This window comes from Aurantiacibacter aquimixticola, assembly GCF_003605475.1.
Classification (GTDB): Bacteria; Pseudomonadota; Alphaproteobacteria; order Sphingomonadales; family Sphingomonadaceae; genus Alteraurantiacibacter; species Alteraurantiacibacter aquimixticola_B.
In genome coordinates this window covers 616573-642490 of sequence record NZ_RAHX01000001.1, presented here as the reverse complement: position 1 = coordinate 642490, position 25918 = coordinate 616573, and the positions used below count along the sequence as shown (strand labels likewise).

Annotated in this window: 27 protein-coding genes; 10 read left to right on the top strand and 17 right to left on the bottom strand. The window is 62.3% G+C overall.

Features of this window, described 5'->3' with window-relative positions:
* Positions 1–43 precede the first annotated feature (43 nt).
* From D6201_RS03310 to D6201_RS03270, 9 genes are all read right to left on the bottom strand, one after another.
* Positions 44–919, bottom strand: a complete 876-nt coding sequence (locus D6201_RS03310) for a TraB/GumN family protein (protein WP_165853484.1) — start codon at positions 917–919, stop codon at positions 44–46.
* Positions 916–1872, bottom strand: a complete 957-nt coding sequence (locus tag D6201_RS03305; RefSeq protein ID WP_120047477.1) for a TraB/GumN family protein — start codon at positions 1870–1872, stop codon at positions 916–918. The genes D6201_RS03310 and D6201_RS03305 overlap by 4 nt, the downstream gene beginning before the upstream one ends.
* Positions 1873–1922: 50 nt before the next feature.
* Positions 1923–2543: a hypothetical protein gene (locus D6201_RS03300; RefSeq protein WP_120047475.1), complete on the bottom strand. Its 621-nt coding sequence runs from the start codon at positions 2541–2543 to the stop codon at positions 1923–1925.
* Positions 2544–2568: 25 nt separating this feature from the next.
* Positions 2569–2766 (bottom strand): helix-turn-helix transcriptional regulator, encoded by a 198-nt coding sequence (locus tag D6201_RS03295; protein WP_120047473.1) that lies wholly within the window; start codon positions 2764–2766, stop codon positions 2569–2571.
* A complete protein-coding gene (locus D6201_RS03290; RefSeq protein ID WP_133303928.1) occupies positions 2763–3248 on the bottom strand; it encodes a hypothetical protein in 486 nt (161 codons plus the stop codon). Before D6201_RS03290 ends, D6201_RS03295 begins: the two co-directional genes overlap by 4 nt.
* 147 nt (positions 3249–3395) lie before the next feature.
* Positions 3396–3836: a hypothetical protein gene (locus D6201_RS03285; protein ID WP_120047469.1), complete on the bottom strand. Its 441-nt coding sequence runs from the start codon at positions 3834–3836 to the stop codon at positions 3396–3398.
* Complete coding sequence (locus tag D6201_RS03280) at positions 3836–4234, bottom strand: hypothetical protein (protein WP_133303927.1); 399 nt, start codon at positions 4232–4234, stop codon at positions 3836–3838. The genes D6201_RS03285 and D6201_RS03280 overlap by 1 nt, the downstream gene beginning before the upstream one ends.
* Positions 4235–4316: 82 nt before the next feature.
* Entirely contained in the window at positions 4317–4646 is a 330-nt protein-coding gene (locus D6201_RS03275; RefSeq protein WP_120047465.1) for a UrcA family protein, read from the bottom strand.
* A gap of 307 nt (positions 4647–4953) precedes the next feature.
* On the bottom strand, positions 4954–5925 hold the full coding sequence (locus D6201_RS03270; protein ID WP_120047464.1) for a TraB/GumN family protein: 972 nt from the start codon (positions 5923–5925) through the stop codon (positions 4954–4956).
* Between the two features lie 94 nt (positions 5926–6019).
* Here D6201_RS03270 and D6201_RS03265 point away from each other — a divergent pair, with 94 nt between their 5' ends.
* The 3 genes from D6201_RS03265 (at position 6020) to ppdK (ending at position 12165) form a co-directional block, all read left to right on the top strand.
* On the top strand, positions 6020–6967 hold the full coding sequence (locus D6201_RS03265) for a glycine--tRNA ligase subunit alpha (protein ID WP_120047462.1): 948 nt from the start codon (positions 6020–6022) through the stop codon (positions 6965–6967).
* The gene (gene glyS, locus D6201_RS03260; RefSeq protein ID WP_120049169.1) at positions 6964–9372 is read left to right on the top strand and encodes a glycine--tRNA ligase subunit beta; all 2409 of its coding nucleotides are present in this window, start codon (positions 6964–6966) and stop codon (positions 9370–9372) included. Before D6201_RS03265 ends, glyS begins: the two co-directional genes overlap by 4 nt.
* 120 nt (positions 9373–9492) lie before the next feature.
* A complete protein-coding gene (gene ppdK, locus D6201_RS03255) occupies positions 9493–12165 on the top strand; it encodes a pyruvate, phosphate dikinase (RefSeq protein WP_120047460.1) in 2673 nt (890 codons plus the stop codon).
* Here ppdK and D6201_RS03250 read toward each other — a convergent pair.
* Positions 12148–12906: a methyltransferase domain-containing protein gene (locus D6201_RS03250; protein WP_120047458.1), complete on the bottom strand. Its 759-nt coding sequence runs from the start codon at positions 12904–12906 to the stop codon at positions 12148–12150. The two genes, ppdK and D6201_RS03250, sit on opposite strands and share 18 nt — an antisense overlap.
* Positions 12907–12947: 41 nt before the next feature.
* On the opposite strand from D6201_RS03250, the gene D6201_RS03245 reads away from it, so the two are divergent.
* Positions 12948–13691 carry a ComF family protein gene (locus tag D6201_RS03245; protein ID WP_120047456.1) on the top strand — a complete coding sequence of 248 codons (744 nt, stop codon included), beginning with the start codon at positions 12948–12950 and terminating at the stop codon, positions 13689–13691.
* A 320-nt stretch (positions 13692–14011) separates the two neighbouring features.
* Positions 14012–14389, top strand: coding sequence for a phosphoribosyl-AMP cyclohydrolase (hisI, locus tag D6201_RS03240; RefSeq protein ID WP_120049168.1), 378 nt, complete (start codon positions 14012–14014; stop codon positions 14387–14389).
* 3 nt (positions 14390–14392) lie between these two features.
* Here the strand turns inward: hisI and cysK are convergent, their stop codons facing one another.
* The 4 genes from cysK to tyrS all read right to left on the bottom strand — a co-directional run bounded on the left by cysK (position 14393) and on the right by tyrS (position 18326).
* Positions 14393–15313, bottom strand: coding sequence for a cysteine synthase A (cysK, locus tag D6201_RS03235; protein WP_120047454.1), 921 nt, complete (start codon positions 15311–15313; stop codon positions 14393–14395).
* A gap of 3 nt (positions 15314–15316) precedes the next feature.
* On the bottom strand, positions 15317–16615 hold the full coding sequence (locus D6201_RS03230) for an MFS transporter (RefSeq protein WP_242447405.1): 1299 nt from the start codon (positions 16613–16615) through the stop codon (positions 15317–15319).
* 72 nt (positions 16616–16687) lie between these two features.
* Positions 16688–17026: a PilZ domain-containing protein gene (locus D6201_RS03225; protein ID WP_120047452.1), complete on the bottom strand. Its 339-nt coding sequence runs from the start codon at positions 17024–17026 to the stop codon at positions 16688–16690.
* 67 nt (positions 17027–17093) lie between these two features.
* A complete protein-coding gene (tyrS, locus tag D6201_RS03220) occupies positions 17094–18326 on the bottom strand; it encodes a tyrosine--tRNA ligase (RefSeq protein WP_120047450.1) in 1233 nt (410 codons plus the stop codon).
* Positions 18327–18463: 137 nt separating this feature from the next.
* Here tyrS and D6201_RS03215 point away from each other — a divergent pair, with 137 nt between their 5' ends.
* A complete protein-coding gene (locus D6201_RS03215) occupies positions 18464–18931 on the top strand; it encodes a DOMON-like domain-containing protein (protein ID WP_242447404.1) in 468 nt (155 codons plus the stop codon).
* Positions 18928–20130: an exo-beta-N-acetylmuramidase NamZ family protein gene (locus tag D6201_RS03210; RefSeq protein WP_120047446.1), complete on the top strand. Its 1203-nt coding sequence runs from the start codon at positions 18928–18930 to the stop codon at positions 20128–20130. Before D6201_RS03215 ends, D6201_RS03210 begins: the two co-directional genes overlap by 4 nt.
* Here D6201_RS03210 and D6201_RS03205 read toward each other — a convergent pair.
* Positions 20124–20471, bottom strand: coding sequence for a hypothetical protein (locus D6201_RS03205; protein WP_133303926.1), 348 nt, complete (start codon positions 20469–20471; stop codon positions 20124–20126). The genes D6201_RS03210 and D6201_RS03205 overlap by 7 nt on opposite strands.
* Before the next feature lie 101 nt (positions 20472–20572).
* Between D6201_RS03205 and D6201_RS03200 the strand changes: the two genes are divergently transcribed.
* Positions 20573–21481, top strand: a complete 909-nt coding sequence (locus D6201_RS03200) for a class I SAM-dependent methyltransferase (protein WP_120047442.1) — start codon at positions 20573–20575, stop codon at positions 21479–21481.
* Here the strand turns inward: D6201_RS03200 and parE are convergent.
* Positions 21478–23454, bottom strand: coding sequence for a DNA topoisomerase IV subunit B (gene parE / locus D6201_RS03195; protein WP_120047440.1), 1977 nt, complete (start codon positions 23452–23454; stop codon positions 21478–21480). The two genes, D6201_RS03200 and parE, sit on opposite strands and share 4 nt — an antisense overlap.
* A gap of 62 nt (positions 23455–23516) precedes the next feature.
* On the bottom strand, positions 23517–24683 hold the full coding sequence (locus D6201_RS03190) for a penicillin-binding protein activator (protein ID WP_120047438.1): 1167 nt from the start codon (positions 24681–24683) through the stop codon (positions 23517–23519).
* Between the two features lie 2 nt (positions 24684–24685).
* On the opposite strand from D6201_RS03190, the gene rsmI reads away from it, so the two are divergent.
* Positions 24686–25561 (top strand): 16S rRNA (cytidine(1402)-2'-O)-methyltransferase, encoded by an 876-nt coding sequence (gene rsmI / locus D6201_RS03185; RefSeq protein WP_242447403.1) that lies wholly within the window; start codon positions 24686–24688, stop codon positions 25559–25561.
* The gene (locus D6201_RS03180) at positions 25558–25908 is read left to right on the top strand and encodes a YraN family protein (RefSeq protein WP_120047436.1); all 351 of its coding nucleotides are present in this window, start codon (positions 25558–25560) and stop codon (positions 25906–25908) included. The genes rsmI and D6201_RS03180 overlap by 4 nt, the downstream gene beginning before the upstream one ends.
* Positions 25909–25918: the final 10 nt, after the last annotated feature.

Below are 25918 nucleotides of genomic sequence, written 5' to 3'. Positions count from 1 at the left end.
TGACGGGGAGGCGCGCGTTTAGCAGCGCGCGCGCGAAAAGCAACTATTGGATGCGGCGGACGGTGTAGTCGCGCGCGGCGAGCAGCGCGGGGATGCCGTCAGCGCCGCCCATATGGCCAGCGCCCACTGCCATCAGCAATGTTTCGTCCGGTTCTTCGGCGTGCATCTGGGCGAGCCGCTCGGTAAAAGTAGCATTGCGGCGCGCCAGCAAAGCCTCGCGCAGCGCCGCATTTCCGCGAAAGCCCCGCTCCACAGAGGCGGAGAGCGCATCCATGTCGCCCGTCAGCCAGTGGCGGACGCGGTCCTGTCCGGCGGCGCAGTCCTGTTCCTCTGCGATCGTCAACAGCAGGGCTACCTGCGCGCCTTCGGGCAAGGTATCGAAAGCATCGAATTGCGATGCATAGCTCTCTAGCGCGCGCACCTGATCGAATTGTTCGATCAATGCGCGATCGACTCCGTTGGCGCTGTCCGAGCACGCGAGTCCATTACCGAGCTGCAATGCGGCCGCCCAGGTTTCGGTATGGACAAGCGAGGCGGGATCGACTTCGGCGCGTTCGGCCAGCGCGATAACCTGCGCGCGCTCGCTGACCGGCACACGCTCGATCAGTGGCGGCAGGCCGGTATCGAAAGCGCGCTGTTCGAAGGCACTGGCGGCGCGGCCACGACTTTCCAGATCACCGATCTCCACGAGCAGGATATCGGTATCGGCGAGGATGCGCTCCAGCGCGGGCGTCCGCCAGTCGGCGCCGTCCGGCAAAGCGTGGATCGTGCCGAAGAGGAATGCGCGCTGGTCATCGGGGCCGATCGCTTCCCATAGAGCGGGGGAGGGATCCGGCCAGTCCTGATCGTCGGACGCAGAAGGGGCGCTGCAGCTTGCCAGCCAAAGCGCCCCGACCACGCAAAGAAAAGCGCGGATCAATATTGCACGCGCTCCGCATCGAAGCCGCGCGCAGCCAGATAGTCCTGGACGCTGTTGCGACCGGCAAGGTGGCCCGCGCCGACAGCAATGAAAACGGTGCCCGGCTGGTCCATGCGGCCCTCGATCCACTCCGCCCAATTCGCATTGCGGCGGGACAGCAGCACGTCATAGATTTCGGCATCTGCGATATTGTCGTTGAGAATTTCGGCGAGCTCGTCCGCATCGCCTTCCATCCATTCCGCGATCATCGCATTGAGCAAGTCGGTACCCTCGGGCAGGCCTTCGACGCTTTCGTCCAGGAATTCGAGCTGGCTTTCAAGAGGCAGGCCATCGAAGAAGCCGAGCTGCTGCTCGACCGTCTCAAAGGCATAGCGTTCCTTGCCGTCGATCATCCGATCGAGCGTGCGTTCGACGCCGCTTGCGGGATCGAAGCCGGACTGCATCAGGGCGACCTGGCCGATGCTGATCATGGCAAACCACGGTTCGAACTGATCGAAAGCATTCACCGGCAGACCGAGCGATTGCATCGCGGCCTCGTACTCGGCGCGGTCGTCCTCTTCCATAAGGTCGCGCAGCGTGCCGCCGGTCTGAAGAAGCGCCATCTGCGCCTGCATCTGCGCGATCGCCATCAATTCGGGCGGCGGCGCCTCACCGGACGTGGGATCGTATTCGGGCACCAGGCTCGTGTCGATCTCGCTCACAAACTGCCCGGACGACGCCAGCGCATTCGCTACGGTCGGATCGAGCCAGTCGAGACCTTCCGGCAGGACGTGGACCGTGCCGAACAGATATACGGTCGTATCCTCGTCCGACACGCGCCACAGCGCCGGTCCGTTCGAGGTCATCGTCTGCGCGGTCTGCGCATCGACGCTGGTGGTCGCACCCGGCGTGGTGGCGCAACCCGACAGGGCAAACGCGATGGCCGAGGCGGTGAGAGCGAGTTTCTTGAACATGCTTATTCTCCTGACTTCTTCCGATGGGAGAGAGGATGACGCAAGTAAGGTCAACCATGTGATCGCTTCCAGAGTGTCGCGCCCACCGCAATCGCGGATGTGACGACATATAAGATCATCGCGTCCGGTCGCGGTGCGTAATCGATACGCCAGGCCAGCCACCAGATCGGCGCGGCCCACATGAAAACGCTCATGCCGATCATCAGTCCGAAATCATGGGCACAGCGCCCAAAATCATCCACGTTGCGCCTGCTGAAAACTGCGAGCGGCGGAAGCACCATCGCAAATATCAGGATGATCGGTAGGCCGAATGAGACGGGCAGCGGAGAGTTCGAGAAAAGGAAGTAGGGGTCGCTGCTCGCAGCGTCGCTGCGATATCCCAATATGGCGGTCGCGACGCCTACCAACACGACGACTACGAGGACCAGCCGCATGCGGTTTCCGCGAGGCGTCTTTGGCTCGCCCATCGTAAAGTCCGGTCGCCAGCGCCAGCAGAGATACCCGAGGACGAGGGTGCCAATCACACCGATGACGAGCAAGGTCGCGTCCGTGAAGACAGATTCCTTTCCGCGCAGGAGCCGTCGGCTACCTACCAACGCAAAGATAAGCGAGATTATCCAGCCTGATAGAAGCAAGCTCCAGCCCGCGATATGCGCGGAATAGCGGCCCATGTGAAAGGGGCGCTCCTCGGCAGCGTCAGATTTTGGTGTCATCGAAGATCTCCTCGATCGGCATTTCGAAAAGGCGGGCGATGCGGAAGGCGAGAGGAAGCGAAGGATCGTGCTTGCCAGTCTCGATCGCGTTTACCGCCTGGCGCGACACGTCGAGATGGCCGGCCAGATCCGCCTGGCTCCAGTCGCGCATCGCGCGCAAAACCTTGAGCTGGTTCTTCAACGGCTGTCCTTCCAGCGAAGGAACTGGAAGATGACCAGGAAGGTCGCGATCAGATATGAGCCAGAGAGGCGAATGGCGGTGTAGATCGGTGTTTCCTCGAATAGCCAGGCCAGCCAGGCGGGCGGTTCGTCACCGCCGATGATCGCATAGGCCAGGCTCACGAATATGAAGGTTGCAATCGGCACAATGACGAGCACCGGTATCATCGTGCTGGCCGTTTTGTGCCATAGCTGCTCCGCATATTCGTCTCGCATTAAGCGAGCCACGATGAGGAATGGCCCGACAAGCACGGCAAACACGTTGAGGATGATTGCGAAGGCTATCACTAAGGGCTGCTCTTCGAACGTGTCCGAAACGCTATGCTCATGAAAGCCAAGGGTATAGGCAATGCCGAGAATGTAGATGACAGCCGCAACATTCATCAGCGGAAAATACAGCCGGTAGCGTAGCTTATCTGTGTTTCTTTCAGCAATTTGTGTCATTCTTCGCCTCTCGAATTTCATTTAGCTGAGCTGCGTGGCGTTCATCGCGTATTGCGCGCGCCACTTAGAAGCTGGTTCTTCACCGGTTGTCCCGAAAATGGAGAAACTGAAAGACGACAACGAATCTCCAGATCAACTCTAGCCATGTCAGTCTTTTCCGCTGCGCAGCGTGTCGAAGAGGAAGGCGAAGGCATATCCGCCGTGGAAGAACAGACCGAGGGTCAGAGCGAGGATAAAGCTGTCCTTCGCCAAAATCTCGAAGCCGGGGATCAGGCGATCGATTATCGACGCTTCCGCCTGCATCCACAGCAACAGCAGCAACACGCCGAGTGAAAACGCCATCCAGCGAAGCCCGACGGACACAAGCGCGTTGTAATAGCTGTCCGTATTACCCTTGATGCCGGCGACGATCAGCGATCCGCACGTTGCACCGAAGATAGGCCCGAGCAGGATGCTCGACGCGCCATTCAAATGCATGACGAGCGCAACGATGTTTGCGACGCCGCTAGCCAGCGTCAGCGAGTAGAGCCGCTCGCGATGTGCGCGCACTGCAGCATCGGGATTTTGGGTCATTGGCTTGTAGGGCATCAAAAGGCTCCCGTGAGGCGCTTGATGTTGAACGTGATGTAGAAGGCGAGGAGCGCGGCATAGGGTGCCCCATCCGTCGGTATATCCTGTCCACTGTCGTTCCCTCTGAGGCCATCGTAGAAGCCCTCGAAGAATGGGGGGAGAAACAACCAGGCGATCGTAATGGCGAAGGCCGCATTTGCGGCGGTCGACCAGAGTGAGAGTGTGTACTCATCGCTCTTGCGCGTCAGGAATTGAGCGATCAGCGATAGTGGCACGAAAAAGCCAACAAAACTTGTCCACAGAGCTTCGCTGTCTGCCACCCGCGCAGCCACGAAAACGATAGTGGCCAAAAGCCCTAGCCATCCCATTGTCAGATTAAGTGACGCACGGTTCTTGCGAGGTTTTGTCGTCTTCACGTGGTCTTCCCCTGTCTGGTGCCCCTCGCCGCGTGGTGGACTATGCGGCGAGGGACGGGGTGGTTGTGGTCATGTCCGGCGATCAGGCGCCCGGTTCGAGATCGAGCGCCGCGAGGCGCGGTGCGTTGGCGTCGATGATGGCCAGCTCGACACGCGGGGCGATGCTGTCGGCCAGTGCATTCCGGCAGGCGGCCTCGACGCGGCGCGAAGTGAGATCACGGCCACCGCTGCGGCAGGCCTGGCGGATGGCGGTTTCGACGCGAGCGTCGAGACGGTCCTGATCGGCGGTGTCGGTCAGATCGAGGTCGTCGGTCTGCACCGCGATGGTGACGTCCTCAGCGGCATCCTGAGCCGCTGCGGGAGCGGCGAAGATGGCGGAAGCGGCGGCGATGGCGATGAAGGTCTTGCGCATGGGTCATGTCCTGTAAGCTAGTCAGTATGTCAGTTCAACCTTTCCGAATGTCAGGTTGCCCTTACTTTATGTCGCGTCGACTTTCCGATGTCAACATTATCTGACAAAAAGTGCTGTAGACATGACCTGGCGTGCAGCAAGCATCTGAAATTAAAAGAGATGGCGCTTGGTCAATTTCGGCCAGGTTGCGCAGCGAGGCACGATCACCAAGCCGCGCCTGGCGATGAGAAATTAGCGAATCGCACTCGAATCGCGCAAAGGAGAAGGCTCGATTCGAAGGTCGGGACACCGCCCCGGAAAGGCCCGATCAATCGAGACGTCGTGCGATCAGCCCGCGCTGCGCCAACATGGTGAGCAGCGAGGCATCGCCTTCGAAATGGCCTGCGCCCACAGCCAGCAGCACCGTGCCGGGTTCGCCCAGCCGGGTCTGCACCCATTCGGCCCAGGCCGCGTTGCGGCGATCGAGCAGGTTGGTGTCGAAGGCACGGCCGATCCGCCCATCGCCGAAGCCCATGTCGAAATCGTCGGCGACGATGCCCTGTGCCCAATTGTGCTCTTCGCGCCAGTAATCGTCGCCCGTTTCGCGCACGAAACCTTCATCGTAGAACGCATAGAGCGACTGCCCGTCCCATTCGGTCAGCTTGCTGTCGAGTTCTGCCACGATGGCGGGGCCGTCCTGGCGGAACAGGCTGTACATGACCTCTCCCGAATCCTCGATCGACAGGATCGGCTTGTCGCGCGCCCGGAATTCCCGCTCGAGCACGGTCTCGACGCCATATGCGCCGAGCGACTCCCCTCCGGCCTGCGAGCCGTCGCCCGTAACGCCGATGGCCAACAATGCGAGCAGGACTGGCATCTCGTCCACCGTCGCGAAGTCCAGTTCCGTCATGCCGACAAGCCGCTCCCAGCGCAGACGCGCAGCGCTCGACAGGCGATTGGAGGTGGGGGTGCGCGCGGCAATTCGCGCTTGGAGCTTGCGGTCCATGTCGATCATCGACAATTGCTGGTCGTAATCGCTGCTTTCCAGCACCAGCGTATCGGCCTCCTCGATAATCGCCTCGATCCGCTCGCTGCGCCATTTGAAACCGCGGGGGAGCGCGTGGAACGTGCCGAGCATGTAGATCGTCGTGTCCTCGTCGGACAGGATCCACATGGCGGGCGAGGGCTCGTAATCCTGCGTAAAGCTGTAATCGATCGGGGCGTCCTGCGCGCCGAGCGGCGCCGCGGCCATGAAGGCAGCGAGCGCACCAAGGGCCGAAGCAAGGAAACGATGGACCATGCGGCATATTTCAGCCGCATCGCCGCCCTCCTGTCAACCGCTGTCGCCTACGCGCCATTGACGCTGCAAAACCCATCCGCCATTGCGCCGCACCATGAGCAGCACGCCCGCCCGGAACCCCGCGAAAAGCTTCCAGGACATGATCCTTGCGCTGCATGATTTCTGGAGCGCGCAAGGCTGCCTCATCCTCCAGCCTTACGACATGCGTATGGGCGCAGGCACGTTTCACACCGCGACGACACTGCGCGCGTTGGGGCCCGAGCCGTGGAACGCCGCCTTCGTGCAGCCTTCGCGCCGCCCGACCGATGGCCGTTACGGCGAAAATCCCAACCGGCTGCAGCACTATTACCAGTATCAGGTGATCCTGAAGCCGAGCCCGCCCGACATCCAGGATCTTTATCTCGAAAGCCTGCGTGTGATCGGCGTGGATCCACTCAAGCACGATATTCGCTTTGTCGAGGACGACTGGGAAAGCCCGACGCTGGGCGCCTGGGGCCTTGGCTGGGAAGTCTGGTGCGACGGGATGGAAGTCACCCAGTTCACCTATTTCCAGCAGATGGGTGGTTTCGACTGCAAGCCGGTGGCAGGCGAGCTGACTTACGGCCTCGAACGCCTGGCCATGTACATTCAGGGCGTCGACAACGTCTACGATCTGAATTTCAACTCGCCCTCAAGCAGCGAAGCGGTAGGGCAGACAAAAATTCAGGGCTACAGCTACGGGCAGGTCTTTCTCGAGAACGAGAGGCAGATGTCGAAGTGGAACTTCGAGATCGCCGATACCGATGCCCTGTTCGACCTGTTCAACAAGGCGGAGGCGGAGTGCCGCAACGCCATCGCGCATGAGGTTCCCATCGCCGCCTACGAACAGGCGGTGGAAGCCAGCCATCTGTTCAATCTGCTCCAGGCTCGCGGCGTCATCAGCGTGCAGGAACGCGCCAGCTACATGGCGCGCGTCCGCGATCTCGCTCGCGGGAGTTGCGAGAAGTATGCCGAGGTGATGACACCGGAGTGGAAAGAGAAATTTCCGGAGTGGTCGCTGTGAGCGCCTTCCTTCTCGAACTTCGCTCCGAAGAAATTCCCGCGCGGATGCAGGCGGGCGCGCGTGCCGAACTCGAAAAACTGTTCCGCCGTGAGATGGAGGCAGCTGGCGTAAGCGTCGGCGCGTTGACGATCTGGTCCACACCCCGTCGCCTGGCGCTGATCGCGCGCGACCTGCCCGACGCGACCGAGGCTGTGAGCGAGGAGGCCAAGGGCCCGCCCGTCGGTGCGCCGGACCAGGCGGTGGATGGCTTCTGCCGCAAACTGGGCGTGACGCGGGACGATCTCGAAACGCGTGATGTGAAGGGCCGCGAGACCTATTTCGCAATGAAGAACGTGCCGGGCAGGGCGATGCGCGACCTGCTGGCCGAGGCCATCCCGACGATCATCCGCGATTTCAGCTGGCCTAAGTCGATGCGTTGGGGCGCGGCGTCCATTTCCACCGAGAGTCTGCGCTGGGTGCGCCCGCTCTCGGGCATCATGGCGCTTCTGGGCGACGACGTGGTCGAATGCGAAGTGCACGGGGTAACGAGCGGCGCGGTAACGCTTGGCCATCGCTTTCATCACCAAGGCGATATCACCATCGGCAACGCCGACGATTACGCGATGAAACTGCGCGCGGGCCATGTCATCGTCGATCACGAGGAGCGCGCGACGCTTATCCGTGATGGCGCAGCGAAGGTCGCTTCAGAGGCGGGCCTGAAATTGGTCGAGGATGAGGTGCTGGTGGTCGAGAATGCAGGGCTAACCGAATGGCCGGTGCCGCTACTCGGCCGTTTCGAGGACGATTTCCTTGATGTGCCGCCCGAAGTCATCCAGCTCACCGCGCGGGTGAACCAGAAATATTTCGTCTGCGAGAACGACCAGAGCCAGCTCGCCAACGCCTTCATCTGCACCGCCAATATCGCGGCCGAGGATCCCGCCGTCGTTGTCGAAGGCAACCGCAAGGTGCTCGCTGCGCGGCTCTCAGATGCGCGCTTCTTCTGGGAGATGGACCGCAAGACCCCGCTGCGCGAACATGCGAAGAAGCTGGAGCGGATTACCTTTCACGAGAAGCTGGGCACCGTCGCCGACAAGGTCGAGCGGGTGGCGAAGCTGGCGCGCTGGCTGGTCGAGGAGGGGATCGTCACAGCCACCTCTCGTCATTCCCGCGAAGGCGGGAATCCAAGTGACACTGGCGGCTCGAATGACGAAGGTCAGTTGGACCCCCGCCTGCGCGGGTATGACGAAGATAGAGCCGAGCTCGCCGATCTGGCCGACCAGGCCGCGCGCCTCGCCAAGGCCGATCTGGTCACCGAGATGGTCGGCGAGTTTCCCGAACTGCAGGGCTTGATGGGCGGCTATTACGCCCGCGCCGAGGGCCTGCCGGATGAAGTCGCCGACGCAATCCGCGATCATTACAAGCCTGTCGGGCAGGGCGACGACGTGCCTACCGCGCCGGTGACGGTGGCGGTATCGCTGGCGGATAAGCTGGATACGCTGTTTGGATTTTTCGCAATTGACGAAAAGCCAACAGGCTCAAAGGATCCGTTCGCTCTTCGCCGGGCGGGCCTCGCGATCATAGCAAGCATGATCGAGAACGATCTCCGGTTCGATGCACGTTTCGTGTTCACCGAAATCGCTTCTGTGTTCATTCGAAAGATAGATCAAAGTCACACCGCAAAGCTTGGCGCATTGCTCGAAACGGCGAAAGGAGCCGTGCTTTCGCGTGAAAACATGGCAGATATTATGGTCGCGGCCGCGCGTGAAGTCTGGAAAGCGCATGAGCCGGTCAATGAAGAACAGATTAGACGTTCGCGCTATCTTGCAGCTGAAGTCTATCTTTTCCTTTTCGACCGCCTCAAAGTCCAGCAGCGCGAGGCGGGCGTCCGCCACGACTTGATCGACGCCGTGTTCGCACTCGGCGGAGAGGACGATCTCGTGCGCTTGCTTGCCCGCGTCCACGCGCTCCAGTCCTATATCGACACCGACGATGGCGAAAACCTCCTCGCCGGATACAAGCGGGCGGCCAATATCCTGAAGAAAGAGGACTGGTCCGCAGAGCCGGAACATACCGGCAATGAAGACCCGCTCGACAATGTCGACGATCCCGACATGCGCGAAATCTATGCCGAACAGGCCAAAGCGGTTCGCACTGACGGTCTTTCCTACACGCCCGAACCTGCGGAAAAGGCGTTGATCGACGCGCTCGATGCTGCCGAACCGAAGGCCGAAGCGGCGATTGCGAAGGAAGACTTCGCCGCTGCCATGGCCGCGCTCGCATCCCTGCGCTCGCCGATCGATGCGTTTTTCGACGAGGTGACGGTGAATGACGAGGATCCTGCCAGACGCTCCGCGCGACTGTCCCTGCTCGACCGCTTCCGCGCGGCCGTCCACCAGGTGGCCGACTTCTCCAAAATCGAGGGCTGAAGGGAAGGTAACACTCCGAACGAGCGAAAACCTCGGAAACTCCCCGTGTTTCAATGCGTTGCCGTCACTCCCAAAGGTTCACAAAATCGCACTTCTCTGTAACACCTTCGAGGCTCTTCGATGATGCAAACGGTCTACCCCTTCGGCGGTGACGCCCGGCATGACGATCCGCGCCAGCGGGACAAGACCGTCACTGGCGGCAAAGGGGCCAACCTCGCGGAGATGGCCAGCATCGGCCTGCCGGTGCCACCTGGCTTCACCATCACGACGGAAGAGTCGGTCCGCTACCTGAACGAAGGCGAAGCCTTCAGCGACAAGCTGCGCGCCGACGTCGCGAACGCCATCGCCCATATCGAGCGCGCCGTCGGCAAGCGGCTGGGCGATGCTGGCGATCCGCTGCTCGTATCCGTGCGCTCCGGCGCGCGCGTCTCCATGCCGGGGATGATGGACACGGTGCTCAATCTCGGCCTGAACGACGCGACGGTGGAAGGGCTTGCCGCCAATAGCGGCCACAAGCGCTTCGCCTGGGACAGCTATCGCCGCTTCATCCAGATGTATTCCGACGTCGTGCTGGGCGTGGAGCACGGCCTTTTCGAGGAAGCGCTGGAAATCGCCAAGGAAGATCGCGGCTATTTCAGCGATACCGAACTCGAAGCGAAAGACCTTCAGGCGCTTGTCGCCGAGTACAAGGCCATCGTCGAGCGGGAGCGGAGCGAACCGTTTCCGCAGGACGTGCAGGAGCAGCTTTGGGGTGCCATCGCCGCCGTATTCGAGAGCTGGGATGCGGACCGCGCCAAGGTCTATCGCCGCCTCAACGACATCCCGTCCGACTGGGGCACAGCCGTCAACGTGCAGGCGATGGTGTTCGGCAATATGGGCGAGACGAGCGCGACTGGCGTCGCCTTCACCCGCGATCCCTCCACCGGCGAACGCGCCTATTACGGCGAGTGGCTGGTCAACGCGCAGGGCGAGGACGTGGTCGCCGGCATACGCACGCCGCAATATCTGACAAGAGCGCGCCGCGAGGCCGCCGGGGCGACCCTTCCAAGCATGGAAGAGGCGATGCCGGACGCATTTGCAGAACTGGCGCGCGTCTTCGACCTGCTCGAAACGCACTACAAGGATATGCAGGATATCGAATTCACCGTGCAGGAAGGCACGCTGTGGATGTTGCAAACCCGCAATGGCAAGCGCACCGCCAAGGCCGCGCTGAAAATGGCGGTGGACATGGTGGCCGAGGGGCTGATTGACGAGGAAACCGCCATTCTGCGCGTCGATCCCATGGCGCTTGATCAGCTGCTGCACCCGACGCTGGATCCGGATGCGGCGCGAGATGTGTTGGCGAAGGGGCTGCCTGCTTCTCCCGGCGCGGCGTCCGGCAAGATCGTGCTTGATGCCGACACGGCGGAACTGTGGGCCAAGCGTGAGGAAGCCGTCATCCTCGTCCGTGTCGAGACCAGCCCCGAAGACATCCACGGCATGCACGCGGCGAAGGGCATCCTCACCGCTCGTGGCGGTATGACGTCGCACGCCGCCGTCGTTGCACGGGGAATGGGTCGGCCCTGCGTTTCCGGGGCCTCCGCCGTCTCGATCAACCTTGCCACGCGCACGCTGCGCATCGGGGATCGGGAGCTGCAGGAAGGCGACGTGCTGACGCTGGATGGCGCGGCGGGCGAGATCATGGCTGGCCGGGTCGCGACCATCGAACCGCAGATGGAAGGCGACTTCGGCACGCTGATGGAATGGGCGGACCGCCATCGCCGCATGGGCGTTCGCACCAATGCCGAAACGCCCGAGGATTGCCGCACGGCGCGCCAGTTCGGAGCGGAGGGTATCGGCCTTTGCCGCACCGAGCACATGTTCTTCGACGCAGGCCGCATCAGCGCCGTGCGCGCCATGATCCTAGCCGATGACGAAGCTGGAAGGCGCGCCGCGCTCGACCGCCTGTTGCCCGAACAGCGCGGCGACTTTGCCGAAATCTTCCGCACCATGGCGGGCCTGCCCTGCACGATCCGCCTGCTCGATCCGCCGCTGCACGAATTCATGCCGACGCGCGATGAGGAATTCGACGCGCTTGCCGACGAGCTGAATGTGAGCGCCGATCACCTCAAGCGCAGGGCGAGTGAGCTTCACGAATTCAACCCGATGCTCGGCCATCGCGGTTGCCGCTTGGGCATCACCTTTCCCGAAATCTACGAGATGCAGGCGCGCGCGATCTTCGAGGCGGCGTGCGAGGTCACCGGGGACGGTGGAGAGCCGGTCGTCCCCGAAATCATGATCCCGCTTGTTGCTTCGCGGCGCGAGCTGGAAATCCTGCGCGTGCTGGTGGACCGCGTGGCCGAAGAGGTCTTCGCAGAGAGAGGCGCGCGCGTAGATTACCTGGTCGGCACAATGATCGAATTGCCGCGCGCCGCGCTCATGGCAGGCGAAATCGCCAATGAAGCGCGCTTCTTCAGCTTCGGCACGAATGATCTCACGCAAACTGCGCTCGGCGTCAGCCGCGACGATGCGGGACGCTTCCTCGGCCCCTATGTCGAGAAAGGCATTTACGCGCGCGACCCCTTTGTCAGCCTCGATATCGATGGCGTCGGCCAGCTTGTGGAGCTCGCGGCCGAGCGGGGCCGCGCCACCCGCGGCGATATCAAGCTCGGCATTTGCGGGGAGCATGGCGGCGATCCGCAGAGCATTGCTTTCTGCGAGGAAGTCGGTCTCGATTACGTCAGCGCATCGCCTTACCGCGTGCCGATTGCCCGGCTCGCCGCAGCGCAGGCGGCGCTAAAAGCGCGGGCGTGACTTGCGGCCGGTCAGCGTGATGATCTCGAATGTCTCGCTGACCTTGCCATCGGCATCGGCCTGCGCAGCGAACGCGTCCCGCGCACGGTGATAGGCAGCGTGGGTGAGCGGCGGGCCGGGCGAAGCAAGGACGTTGCCGAGGCCCATTTCGCGAAGGTCCTGCACCAGCCTCTCAAGCGAGGAATAGCGGACCGTGAGCGAGTGGCTGTCCACCACCGGATCGGCCCATCCGGCGCGCTGGAGCAGTCCGGGGGCGGCACGGTGATCGATCAGCGGATGCATCCGGGCGGCCGGGCGCTCGGCCTCCGCCTCGAACATGGCGCGTCGCAGCGCCTTGAGGCTCGCCCCGCCGACGAAGCTGGCGATCGCCATCCCGCCGGGAGCAAGCGCGTTGCGGATATGGACGAGCGCGCCGGGCAGATCGTTCACGGCGTCGAGCAGGCCAAAGACGGCGATGAGGTCGAAGTCGGAAGACGGGTAGGGTGCCTCCAGATCGAGCGCGTCTCGCCTGGTGATGTCGCGGGTAATGACCTCGCCTTCGAGAGATGCGGCGATGCGACCGCTGGTGTCGCCCACGATGAGCGAGCGTTCTGGCTCGTGCCGGGTAAAGGCCAGTCGATCGAGCACGTCTTCGACCATGTCGTCGAGGACGAAGCCCGGCTCGGTTTGCTGCGACAGCGCCCGCTGGCGGCGAGAGACGCGTCGTCTGTCGGAGAAGATGCGCGGCGGAGTGGATGCCATGGCGCTTGCCTACACATCGCGCCCGGGGCAGCATAGCGCAGATGTCCACCGCCAAGCTAATCTCGGAAAGCCTCGCCCCGCTGGTTGACGCCGTCTATCCGCCGCGTTGCCCGATCTGCGGAGACGGCCTTGCCGCGCAGAACGGCCTGTGTGCCGGATGCTGGGGAGAGCTGGCAATACCCGGAGTGCCTGCCTGCTCCGCCTGCCAGCGCCCTTTCGCAGCAGACGCGGCGAGCGGATTGACCTGTGCGCCGTGCCAGCAGGCAAGGCCACGCCACGATGGAATTGCCGCTGGCACGCTATATAACGACACGGCGCGCAGACTGGTGCTGAACTTCAAGCATGGCCGCAAGATCGCGCTGGCACCGATGCTTGCCGGCCTGATTGCGGCTCGCCTGCCGCCTATGGACGAGAGCTGGCTGGCGATACCGGTACCACTCCATCGCACGAGATTGTGGAAGCGTGGCTATAACCAGTCGGCGCTTTTGGCGACCGAGCTGGCGAAGCGAACGCCTGCAAACCTACTGGTGGATGGACTTTTGCGAACGCGTGCCACCCCCTCGCTCGGCGGGCTTGGAAAGCGGCAGCGTGCGCGCACGCTCGAAGGCGCGATCAAGGTCAATCCGGCGCGCGCGGATGCTATTCGGGGAGCGCCAGTGCTGCTTGTCGATGACGTGCTGACCAGCGGGGCGACCAGCGATGCCTGTGTGAAGGCGCTCAAACAGTCGGGTGCTTCGCGCGTCGTCATCGGCTGCTTTTCCCGGGTTCTGGACGAAGCGCTATGAAATGCAAAACGCCCGGAGGTTTCCCCCCGGGCGTTCGCGTGACGATATCGCTGGAACCTCGCATCGCCCCCCAGCGACGCGGCAGTCCCAAACCCTCATGAATCGGATCCGAGGAACGGTTCCGAAGCCCCCCATTCCCCGGCCAACCTGACCTGAAATGAAAGTCGGCCCGTCAAGCCGAGGGGCATTCATCCCACCGAAATGTAAACGTGGAAACCGCTATCTGGTTGGCGATGGATTTTGCGCGAAAAATGTGATTATCCTGCAACAAATGCGTATGCGAATTGCAACCAGTCGCAAATAATCGAAAGGGCCTTCGCATCACTGAAACTGCTCCCGAGAACGATCGAGAAACCGGCACCGCTTTCATGCCCAAATTCGATGCCGCCGGGCTGCTGAGCGCGGTCGCGCAGGACGCCGAAACAGGTGAGATTCTGATGCTCGCCTTCATGAATGCAAAGGCGCTGGAGGCTACTCAGCGAACCGGCGAAGCGCATTTCTACTCGCGCAGCCGCGGCAAGCTGTGGAAAAAGGGCGAGACGTCCGGCAATCTGCTGCGGGTCGAGAGCATCCTTGTCGACTGCGACCAGGATGCTCTTGTCCTCAAAGTCACACCCGCCGGGCCGGCATGCCACACCGGCGCGCGCAGCTGTTTCTACCGCGCGCTAACCGACGATGGGCTCGAACCGGCGGAGTAATCGCTACTCGGTCGGTAGGAAGTCTGGCACCGAAAGATAGCGTTCACCGGTGTCGTAGTTGAAACCCATGATCCGCGAACCCTTGTCGAGATCGGGCAGTTTCGCGTCAATGGCCGCAAGCGTGGCACCCGAGCTGATGCCGACGAGCAGACCTTCCTCGGCAGCACAGCGGCGCGCCATTTCCTTTGCCCGCTCGGCACCGACCTTGATCGCGCCATCGATCGCCTGCGTATGCAGATTGCCGGGAATGAAACCCGCGCCGATGCCCTGTATCGGGTGAGGGCCGGGCTGGCCGCCGCTGATGACGGGGGAAAGCTCGGGCTCCACCGCCCATGCCTTCATGTCGGGCCAATGCTTCTTCAGCTCTTCGGCGCAACCAGTTAAGTGACCGCCAGTGCCGACGCCGGTAATCATCGCGTCGATCGGGCTGTCTGCGAAATCCTTCAGGATTTCCTGCGAGGTCGTGCGCACATGCACTTCGACATTCGCCGGGTTCTCGAACTGCTGCGGCATCCATGCGCCGTCGGTCTGCTCCACCAGCTCCGCCGCGCGTTCCAGCGCGCCCTTCATGCCCTTTTCCTTTGGCGTGAGATCGAAGCTCGCGCCGTAGGCCAGCATCAGGCGGCGGCGCTCCAGGCTCATGCTTTCCGGCATGACGAGGATCAGCTTGTAGCCTTTCACTGCGGCCACCATGGCAAGGCCGATACCGGTATTGCCGCTTGTCGGCTCGATAATCGTGCCACCTGGTTTCAGGTCGCCGGATTGCTCGGCGTCTTCGACCATGGCCAGCGCGATACGATCCTTGATCGATCCGCCGGGATTGGCACGCTCGCTCTTCACCCATACCTCGTGGTCGGGGAACATGCGGGCAAGGCGGATATGCGGCGTGTTGCCGATGGATTGCAGGACGGTGTCGAATTTCATGGGTCAGGCCCCTTCTTTCGCGGGTTCGTGATGGGATGATGTGTTTGTGTCTAGCAACTCTTCGGGCGGGTCGAAGGTCCGGGTGTTGCGGAGCACCGGAAACAGCACTGCCCACAAACCGACCGTCAGCACCGCGCCCACGCCGCCAAGTGCGACGGCGGCGACTGGACCGACCAGGAAGGCCAGGCTGCCCGAGAAGAAATCGCCGAATTCGTTGCTCGCGCTGATCGTCAGTTGCGAGACTGCCGAAACGCGCCCGCGCTTTTCATCCGGCGTATGCAGCTGGATCAGCGATTGGCGGATATAGACGCTGAACATGTCCGCCGCGCCGACCACGAAAAGCAGGGCGAGGCTAAGGGTCATCGATTTCGAGAATGCAAATCCGATCGTGGCGAAACCGAACATGGCGACGGCGATCAGCATGGCCGGGCCAACATTGTTCTTGAGCGGGCGGAAGCTGAACCAGATCGCCGTCACCGATGCGCCGACCGCTGGTGCCATCGCCAATTGGCTGAGACCCCTTGCGCCGACTTCCAGTATGTCGCGCGCGAACACGGGAAACAGCGCCGTTGCCCCGGCCAGAAATACGGCAAACAGGTCGAGCGTAATCGTGCTCAGCACCATCCTGTTGCGGCGCACGTAAGACAGTCCGTCGCGGATCTGCTTGAGCGAATTTTTGCGACTGCTGGCCTTCCTCGGCGGCAAATTGCGGATCGTCGAAACGCCGATCAGCGCAACGACGTAGAGCGCGCTCGCCACTGCATAGGGCAAGGCGGGATCGACAACGTAAAGATAACCGCCAAGGGCCGGGCCGACGATCATGCCGGTCTGCCAGGCGATAGACGACAGGGCGATAGCCTGCGGCAGGATAGCGGGCGGCACGAGATTGGGGGCAAGCGCCGAGTAAGCCGGTCCGGCAAAAGCGCGCACCACGCCGAGCACCACCGCGATGGCAAAGAGCAGGGGAAGGGTGATGGCGTCCTGCCAGGTCGCCACAGCCAGCACGGCGGCACATGCAATCTGCCCGAACAGGGTCAGCCGCGCGAGATTGCGCCTGTCGAAGACGTCCGCCGCGAGACCGGTGAATGGCGTGAGCACGAAAAGCGGGAGGAATTGCAGCAGGCCGATCAGGGCAAGCTGGCCGGACGCCTCGGCAACGCCCATCCCGCCATCGCGGGCAAGGTTGTATGTCTGCCACCCGATGATGAGCAGCATCGCATATTGCGCCAGCATCTTCGCGAAGCGCGAGATGACATAGGCGCGGAAATTGCCGATCCTCAGGGGGTGGGTCGCCTCGCTCACCCCCGCGCCATGACAGCGCGGCGGCGGCTTGCCAAGCTAGCTATGGTTGCAGGCGCAAAAGCCTGGGCGCGATCAGCCGCGGCGGCGCAGGGCTGGGTTGGGCTGCATTTCAGTGATCATCGCCTGAAAATCGTCGAGACGGATTATGCGCTCGAACTGGAAGCCGGCGCGGTCTTCGGTCGTCCAGATGCAATAGGCTTCGATGCGGCCGACATGCGGCAGGCGAATGATCATGCGATCGCCACGCGAAATGCCGGACATTTCGTCCACCATAAAGCCATGCGCGGAAATGTTGGCGACGTGAAGCTTCACATCGCCATGCAGCAAATGCTCGCTGATTACGGAGTAATCGACAGGATGCCGCGATGCACGTCGCATGTCGGTTACGGAAAGTTGTGCGCCCCCGGCCATGTTCCGCCTAACTCCTTCAAATGGCTGAAGCAGCTATCTGGCAGGAAATAGTGGATTTTTTGTAAAGTCAGCCGGCGCGAATAATCGCATGCTTCTTCTTGCCAAGGCTGAGGCGAGTTTCCTTGTCGTCGCGAAGCACGATGACGAAACCAGGATCGGTGATGATGTCGCCGTGCAATTTCACCGCGCCCTCGGCCAATTTGCGCTTGGCCTCTCCATTGGAGGCGGTGAAGCCCAATTGGGTCAAGGCCGCGCCTATCCGCATGCCCTCTTCGGGGATCATGAGCGTCGGCAAGTCCTCTCCCATGCCGCCACCGGCAAATGTCGCATGCGCGCTTTCGCGAGCAAGCTGCGCCGCTTCGCGGCCACGTACCAACGCCGTGACTTCGTCGGCGAGCACGCTCTTCGCAGCGTTAATCTCATTGCCTTCGGGCGATTCGAGCTTCGCGACTTCGTCCAGAGGAAGATCCGTGAACAGACGGAGGAAACGCCCGACATCGCGGTCGTCCACATTGCGCCAGTATTGCCAGAAGTCGTATGACGGCAATTGCTCTTCGTTGAGCCAGACCGCGCCCGATGCGGTCTTGCCCATCTTCGATCCATCAGCCGTCGTCAGCAGCGGCGTCGTCAGCCCGAAGAGCTCGCGCTGCTCCATTCGGCGACCGAGCTCCATACCATTGACGATATTGCCCCACTGATCGCTGCCGCCCATTTGCAATCGGCAATCGTAACGGCGCGCAAGCTCGAGAAAATCGTAAGCCTGAAGGATCATGTAGTTGAATTCGAGGAAGGTGAGCGGCTGCTCCCGGTCGAGCCGCAGCTTCACCGAATCGAAGGTCAGCATGCGATTGACCGTGAAATGCGGGCCAACGTCGCGCAGCAGCTCGATATAGCCGAGCTCGCTCAGCCATTCGTCATTGTTGACCATCACGGCGTCGGTCTCGCCATCGCCGAAAGTCAGCAGCCGCTCGAACACCTTGCGGATACCGGCGATATTATCGTCGATATCCGCGGAGGTGAGCATTTTGCGGCTCTCATCCTTGCCGGAAGGATCGCCGATCTTGGTGGTCCCGCCGCCCATTACGACGATTGGCTTATGGCCGGTCTGCTGCAGGCGACGCAGCATCATGATCTGGACAAGCGAACCGACATGAAGGGAAGGTGCGGTCGCATCGAAACCGATATAGCCGGGCACGGTTTGTCGCGCGGCTAGGGCATCCAGTCGCTCGGCATCGGTCGTCTGATGGACATAGCCGCGCGCATTAAGCACTTGAAGCAAATCGGAATCGTAAGTCGTCATTTCGGGGGATTTGGCGCCTTATTAATAGGGTCGGGGGCGATTAGCACGGGGAACTCCGCTTGCAAACGCATGAACTGGTCGCACATGCCGCGCATCCACCACTTGCCGTAAGACGGGTCGAGGCAAGGATACTCTCTTTGACGGATAGCTGGATGCGCGTTCGCTGGCGCATCGATGGTCCGCAGAAACTCGTCGTGCCCGCATTTGCCGGCCGCGGGCGGGAAGACGGTCTGTGGAAGACGACCTGCTTCGAGCTTTTCATCATGGAGAAGGACGGAACGCCTTCCTACAGCGAGTTCAACATGTCCCCGTCGGAGCGCTGGGCCGCGTACGACTTCAAGGATTATCGCGAAGGGCGGACGGATCGCGAATTCGCCCGCGAGCCGGACTGCACCATGCGGACCGGGCTCTCGATGGCGATCTTCGATGCCGCCCTGCCGCGCGTGCAAGTGCCCGGACCACCTTGCGCGATCGGCCTTGCCGCGGTGATCGAGGAGGAGGGCGGCCATACCAGCTACTGGGCGCTCGACCACGCAAAGGACGTGCCCGATTTTCACGATCCCACTTGCTTCACCGCCGGACTTGCGCGAACCCGCGCTGCATGAAATTCGGAATAGACCGGCTCCTCGCCGAACCTGACCTGCGCGCGCCCCTCGATGGCCGCCGCGTGGCCCTCATCGCCCATCCCGCGTCCGTCACCGCGGACCTGACGCATAGCCTGGATGCACTGATCGCAGCGGGCGTGAACGTCACCGCCGCTTTCGGCCCGCAGCACGGGCTCAAGGGCGACAAGCAGGACAATATGGTCGAGACCGAGGATGAGACCGATCCGGTTTACGGCATTCCGGTGTTCTCGCTTTACGGGGAAGTGCGCCGGCCAACGGGCCAGATGATGTCCAGCGCCGACATCTTTCTGTTCGATCTTCAAGACCTTGGCTGCCGCATCTATACCTTCGTCACAACGCTGCTCTACATGCTGGAAGAGGCAGCAAAGCACGGCAAGAGCGTCTGGGTGCTGGATCGACCGAACCCCGCCGGGCGACCGGTGGAAGGCACGATGCTGCAACCCGGTTTCGAGAGTTTCGTCGGTGCCGCGCCCATGCCGATGCGCCATGGCCTAACGCTGGGCGAAATGGGCCACTGGTTCATCCGCCATTTCGATCTCGACGTCGATTATCGTGTCATCGAAATGCACGACTGGCTGCCCGAAGCCGCAGGCCATGGCTGGCCGGATAATCGCGTCTGGATCAATCCCTCTCCCAATGCCGCCAGCCTCAACATGGCCCGCGCCTATGCAGGAACCGTAATGCTGGAAGGCGCGACGCTGAGCGAAGGGCGAGGGACCACCCGCCCGCTCGAAGTGCTGTTCGGCGCGCCGGACATCGATGCGAAGGCTGTGCTGGCGGAAATGCAGCGCCTTGCTCCTGATTGGCTGTCAGGTTGCGCATTGCGCGACTGCTGGTTCGAGCCCACCTTTCACAAACACGCAGGAACGCTTTGCAATGCATTGATGATCCATGCGGAAAAGGCATTCTACGATCACGACGCGTTTCGTCCGTGGCGCCTGCAGGCGCTCGCTTTCAAAGCAGTCCGCTCCCTATATCCGAATTATCCGATCTGGCGGGGCACAGACTTCAAATACGAATATACCGAGGACATGCTCGCCATAGACGTGATCAATGGTGGCCCGTCACTGCGGGAATGGGTCGATGACGCCGAAGCTGCTCCCGGCGATCTCGATGCGCTTGCCTCGCCTGACGAAGCGCGTTGGCGCGAAGAAACCGCCGAACTGCTGCTCTATTGAGCGGGAATTGGCCGTACCGGCCCTTCTGCGGGCGCCGGAATCGGACGAATGTCGCCATTGCCGACCAGAAGCACGTCGCACCCGTCGATCCGATGCGCCAAGGCCTTGAATAGAATAGCTTCGTTCGGGTCGGCAGGTTCACGCTCCAGCTCCGGCAAGTCGCGTGCCTCACGCACCTGCTGAATCGTGTCGCGGCAGATTATGTCGGGATCCGCGACAATTCCCGCGGCTTGCTCCGCCGGTATCTCATCAAAGGGTGCGTCGGGCGTTTCCTGTTGCGGGCGGTCGGCTGCGACCAGCAGTGGGGCGACGAACATCAGAGCGGGTAAAGCGGCATGCATGGTGCGAACCTCCTGAAGACACCCGATAATATCACGATCGGCTCGATCGGCAAATTTCCCGGTTAACCCGGCTTTTCGATATTTCCGTTAGCGCCGAGCATATGGAACAGCTCGGTTCGATCTCGATTGGCACATCGCAATCCGTCGCGTGCAATCTGTGCGGGGCGCGTGAGGCGCAGCATCTCTTCACGAAAAAAGGCTACGACCTCGTGCGTTGCACGGCTTGCGAACTCGCCTATATCGCCAATCCTCCCGACGCGGAGGGCATCGCTGCGATCTACACCACGGCTGCCGATTATCACGACGCGCTGCTCGACCCCGCGTCCGAACAATTCGCGCGGCAGAGCGAGATCGCCGATCAGCATTTGCGCATGATGAAAATCTTTCGGCCCCAGCTATCGGGCCTGCGCGTCCTCGACATCGGCTGTTCATCGGGCATCTTCTTGGCAAAAGCGCGCGACGCCGGCATGGATGCGCACGGGGCGGAGCTTTCACCGGAAACGGCGAATTTCGCCAGATTCCATTTCGACCTGCCGGTGCATCGGGGAGACTGGCGCGATGGCGACTATGCCGATTCCAGTTTCGATGTCGTCACCTTGTTCGACGTCATCGAACATTTGCCAGACCCGCTGTCGGAGCTGCAGGCAATCCGCCGCCTGTTGAAGCCGGGCGGGCTGTTGCTGCAATCGACACCCGATATCGACGGCCTGTTTCCGCGCGCATCGGAGCCATTGGCCAAGCGGCTCGATTACTGGCCGCATCCCGAACCCCCGCATCATCTCTTCCAGTTCTCCGAAACGACGCTGTCGGCAATGGTCCACAAGGCGGGTTTCGCGGTGGAAGGCGCGCGCCATACCTCGATGGATCTGGCCTACAATTTCGGCACGATGGAGAGCTGGAAGCGCAGCCCGAAAATGCTCGCTTATGCCGCGCTGTTCGCGCCGGTGGCGATAATCGGAGAATGGCTCGGGAAGGGCGACTGGCTCTACCTGGCCGCCACGCCAAGCTAGGCGTCGATCATCTCGCGGTCGATTTCGCCGGCACGGTTCTGGATGAAATTGAAGCGATGTTCCGGATTGCGACCCATCAGCTGATCGACCAGTTCCTTCACTGCGAAGCGCTGCTCGTGCTGGTCCGGCAAAGTGATGCGGATGAGGCTGCGGGTGGCGGGATCCATCGTCGTTTCTCGCAGCTGACCGGGGTTCATCTCGCCAAGGCCTTTGAACCGACCCACATCGACCTTCTTGCCCTTGAAAACGCCATTCTCGATCTTTTCGCGGTGCGCGTCGTCCTGTGCGTAGACGCTCTCCTTCCCGGCGGTGAGACGGTATAGCGGCGGCTGCGCGAGATAAAGGTGCCCGCGGCGCACCAGTTCGGGCATTTCTTGGAAGAAGAAGGTCATCAGCAGCGTAGCGATATGCGCGCCGTCGACATCGGCATCCGTCATGATGACGACGCGGTCGTAACGCAGTTGCTCCGGATCGCAGTCCTTTCGCGTGCCGCAGCCCAGCGCGAGGACGAGATCGGCGATCTCGCTGTTTGCGCGGATCTTGTCGGCGGTGGCGCTGGCGACGTTCAGGATCTTTCCGCGAATTGGCAGAATCGCCTGGGTCTTCCGGTTGCGCGCCTGCTTGGCGCTGCCACCGGCGCTGTCCCCTTCGACAATGAACAGCTCCGTCTCGCCTTCACCGTCGCCGCTGCAATCGGTGAGCTTGCCAGGCAGACGCAGCTTCTTGGCATTGGTTGCAGTCTTGCGCTTGATCTCGCGCTCCTGCTTACGCTTGAGCCGTTCCTCCATGCGCTCCATGACATTGCCGAGCAGCGCTTTGCCACGCTCCATGTTGTCGGCGAGGTAATGATCGAAATGATCGCGTACCGCATTCTCCACGAGCCGCGCGGCTTCGGGACTGGTGAGCCTGTCCTTCGTCTGGCTCTGGAATTGCGGATCGCGGATGAAGACGCTCAGCATCACCTCGGCGCCCGTCATGACGTCGTCGGCGGTGATGTCTTTCGCCTTCTTCGTGCCAGTGAGATCGCCAAACGCGCGCAGACCCTTCGTCAGCGCGGCGCGCAGACCCTGCTCATGCGTGCCGCCGTCGGGGGTGGGCACCGTGTTGCAGTACCAGCTTGTCGATCCGTCGGACCATAGCGGCCAGGCTACCGCCCACTCCACGCGGCCCTGCTGCTCGGGGAAGTCCTGATTGCCGGTGAAGAATTCGGCGGTGACACACTCGCGGCTGCCGACCTGTTCCCTCAGATGATCGGCAAGGCCGCCGGGAAACTGGAACACCGCCTCTTCCGGCACATCATCCGAGGCGAGGACAGGCGCGCATTTCCAGCGGATTTCAACGCCAGCAAACAGGTAGGCTTTCGATCGAGCGAGCTTGAACAGGCGAGCGGGCTTGAACTGGCGGTCACCGAAAATCTCTGTATCGGGTACGAAGGTGACGCTCGTGCCACGGCGGTTGGGCGTATCGCCAACCTTCGCGATCTTGCCCTGCGGCTGACCCTTGGAAAATTCCTGCGCGAAGACTTCCTTGTTCCGCGCCACTTCGACACGCGTGTGGCTGGACAGCGCATTGACAACGGAGACGCCGACGCCGTGCAGACCGCCGCTGGTGGCGTAAGCCTTGCCGGAGAACTTCCCGCCCGAATGCAGCGTTGTGAGGATCACTTCCAGCGTGGACTTGCCGGGGAATTTCGGATGCTCGTCCACCGGGATGCCGCGACCATTGTCGGTGATGGTGAGGCAATTGCCTTCCTCGAGCTGCACCTCGATCCGGCTCGCATGGCCCGCCACGGCCTCGTCCATCGCATTGTCGAGCACCTCGGCGGCAAGGTGGTGCAGGGCGCGCTCATCCGTGCCGCCGATATACATGCCGGGCCGCCGACGCACCGGTTCGAGGCCTTCCAACACCTCGATGGAGGAGGAATCGTAATCGCCGCCGCTGGCGGTGCTGCCATCGAAAAGATCGTCGCTCATGCAAGAAGATATGGCCCCCGCGCTGGCCCGCCACAAGCGGCGCGGACGGACTTATCCGGGGATCAGAAACCCTGCGCGGCGGGATCGACCACGGTAAAGGCGCCGTTTCCGATCTGGCGAACTTCGAAGGCGCGCTCGCCCACGCCATTGTCACGAAAGCGGAAAGAGCCGTCGAGGCCGAGGAAACCCTCGCTGTCTGTCAGCAACGCCGTGTCGAGAGCGCGTCCGGGGCGCCAGTCGCGCGTGAGCCGAAGCGTAAGCAGTACGGCGTCGTAACCGAGCGTGGCAATGCGGTAGGGTTCTTCACCGAACCGGCTCTGATAGCTGTCGGCAAACTGGCGATAGCGCGCGTCGGGCACGGCCGCGAACCACGCGCCGCGAAGGGCGGGCACACGGGTCAGCTCGGTTTCCCGGCTCCACAGCTCTGTGCCGAGGATGGATGGCAGGCTCGCGCCGGCCTCCTTCAGGCGAGGTGCGGCAATGGCGGAAAGCCTTCCATTTTCGGCGATAAGCACGGTGTCGAAGCCGCCGCGCTCGGCAAGCCGATCCGCTGCGCTGGCAATCCCGGTGTTGGTGCGATCGTACCGCTCGATCCCGACGACCCTGGTACCACGCGCATTCACCGCGCGCTCGGTCGCGGTCAGCGTGCGCTCACCATAATCGCCGCGCGGAGCGAGGACGGCGAAATTGCGTGCGCCCTGATCGATCGCGAAGTTGACGGCGCGCGCGACAGATTGCTCAGGGACATGGCCCATTACGAAGACATCGTTGCGAGCGACGGTGGTATCGTTGGAAAAGGTGATGACCGGCACATCGGACGGGCGCGCCTGGCCGAGTACATCGCCGACATTGTCGCGCATTAGCGGGCCGAGGATAAGGCGATTGCCGTCGCCGATCGCCCGGCTTGCAGCGGCACCAGCGCCGCCTGAGGTGTCGTATGTGGTAATCCGCAGGTTCTCTGCCCCTGTATCGAGCAGTGCCATCGTCGTCGCATTGGCGATGGCCAGGCCGACATCGCCATTCGCACCGCTCATCGGCACGAGCAGCGCGACGCGGTGTCGTCCGGTGTCGTCCGGCAACATATCCGCGCTGGGCCCTGCCACCGGCGGCGCGTCCGCAACAGGGCCGCGATCCGCCATGCCGTCATCGCCACCGGGGATGACCGAGCAAGCACCCAGCAGCACGCTGCCGAGGCCGACGGTCACAAGACGCTTCACATTGCCGAACATGGTTGAAGTCTCCGCTACCCAAGTCCAAGGGTGCGCGCGTGTCAGACGGCGATCCCCTTGCTCCCGGTCTCTATATAGTCGCGACGCCGATTGGCAATCTCGGCGATATCACCCGGCGGGCGGTGGAAGTGCTGTCGAATTGCGACGGCATCGCTTGCGAAGACACGCGGGTGACGCAGAAACTGATCCGCCATCTCGGCATTTCCAAGCCTCTCTGGCGGTATGACGACCATTCGGCTCCGAAAGACCGCGCGCGGCTTGTGGACAGCATGCGGCAGCGCGCCGTGGCGCTGGTAAGCGATGCTGGCATGCCGCTAGTGTCAGACCCTGGTTATCGTCTCGTGCAGGATGCGAAGGAAGCGGGCGTGCCGATCGCGGCTCTGCCGGGTGCAAATGCTCCATTGACTGCGCTGGCATTGTCCGGCTTGCCCAACGACCGGTTCCTTTTCGCCGGTTTCCTGCCGAACAAGGACAAGGCACGCCGCGAAGCGCTCGAAGAGTTTGCAGAGCTTCGCGCTACACTGATTTTCTTTGAGACAGCTCCGCGTCTTACCAAGAGCCTCGACGCCGTTGCGGCCACATTGCCCGGCCGCGAAATTGCGGTCGCGCGCGAGCTGACCAAGCTTTACGAAGAATGCCGCGCCGGCACCGCTGAAGACCTCTCCGCGCACTACGCCGCGCATCCACCCAGGGGCGAGATCGTGCTGCTCATCGGCCCGCCGCCGGAGCGCGAGACGAGCGCGGATGACGCAGACGCGATGCTTCGCGACTTGCTCGAAACCGAGAAGGCCTCGAAAGCGGTGGCACAGGTGGCCAAGGCGACGGGTATGGATCGCAAGGCGCTCTATGCCCGCGCGATGGAGATCAAGGGCGAATGAAGCGTCAGCTGGCGGAGGCGCGCGGTCGCAAGGCCGAGGACGAGGCCGCCAAATGGCTCGAAGCGCAGGGTTGGGAGATACTTGCCCGCCGCGTGAAGGTGAAAGCCGGCGAGGTGGACATGATTGCCAAGCGCGACGGTCTTGTGGCGTTCGTAGAGGTAAAGTGGCGCAAGCGCGCGGCCGACCTCGACACCGCCATCGACGAATATCGCCTGCGCCGCGTCGCCGCGGCAGCCGAAGCGGTCGCGCATGAATATGCGAGAGAAGGCGAGGATTTGCGGGTCGACGTCATCCTGCTTGCACCGGGCACACCGCCCCGCCACATCGAAAACGCCTGGATGCCCTAGCTTTCCATCG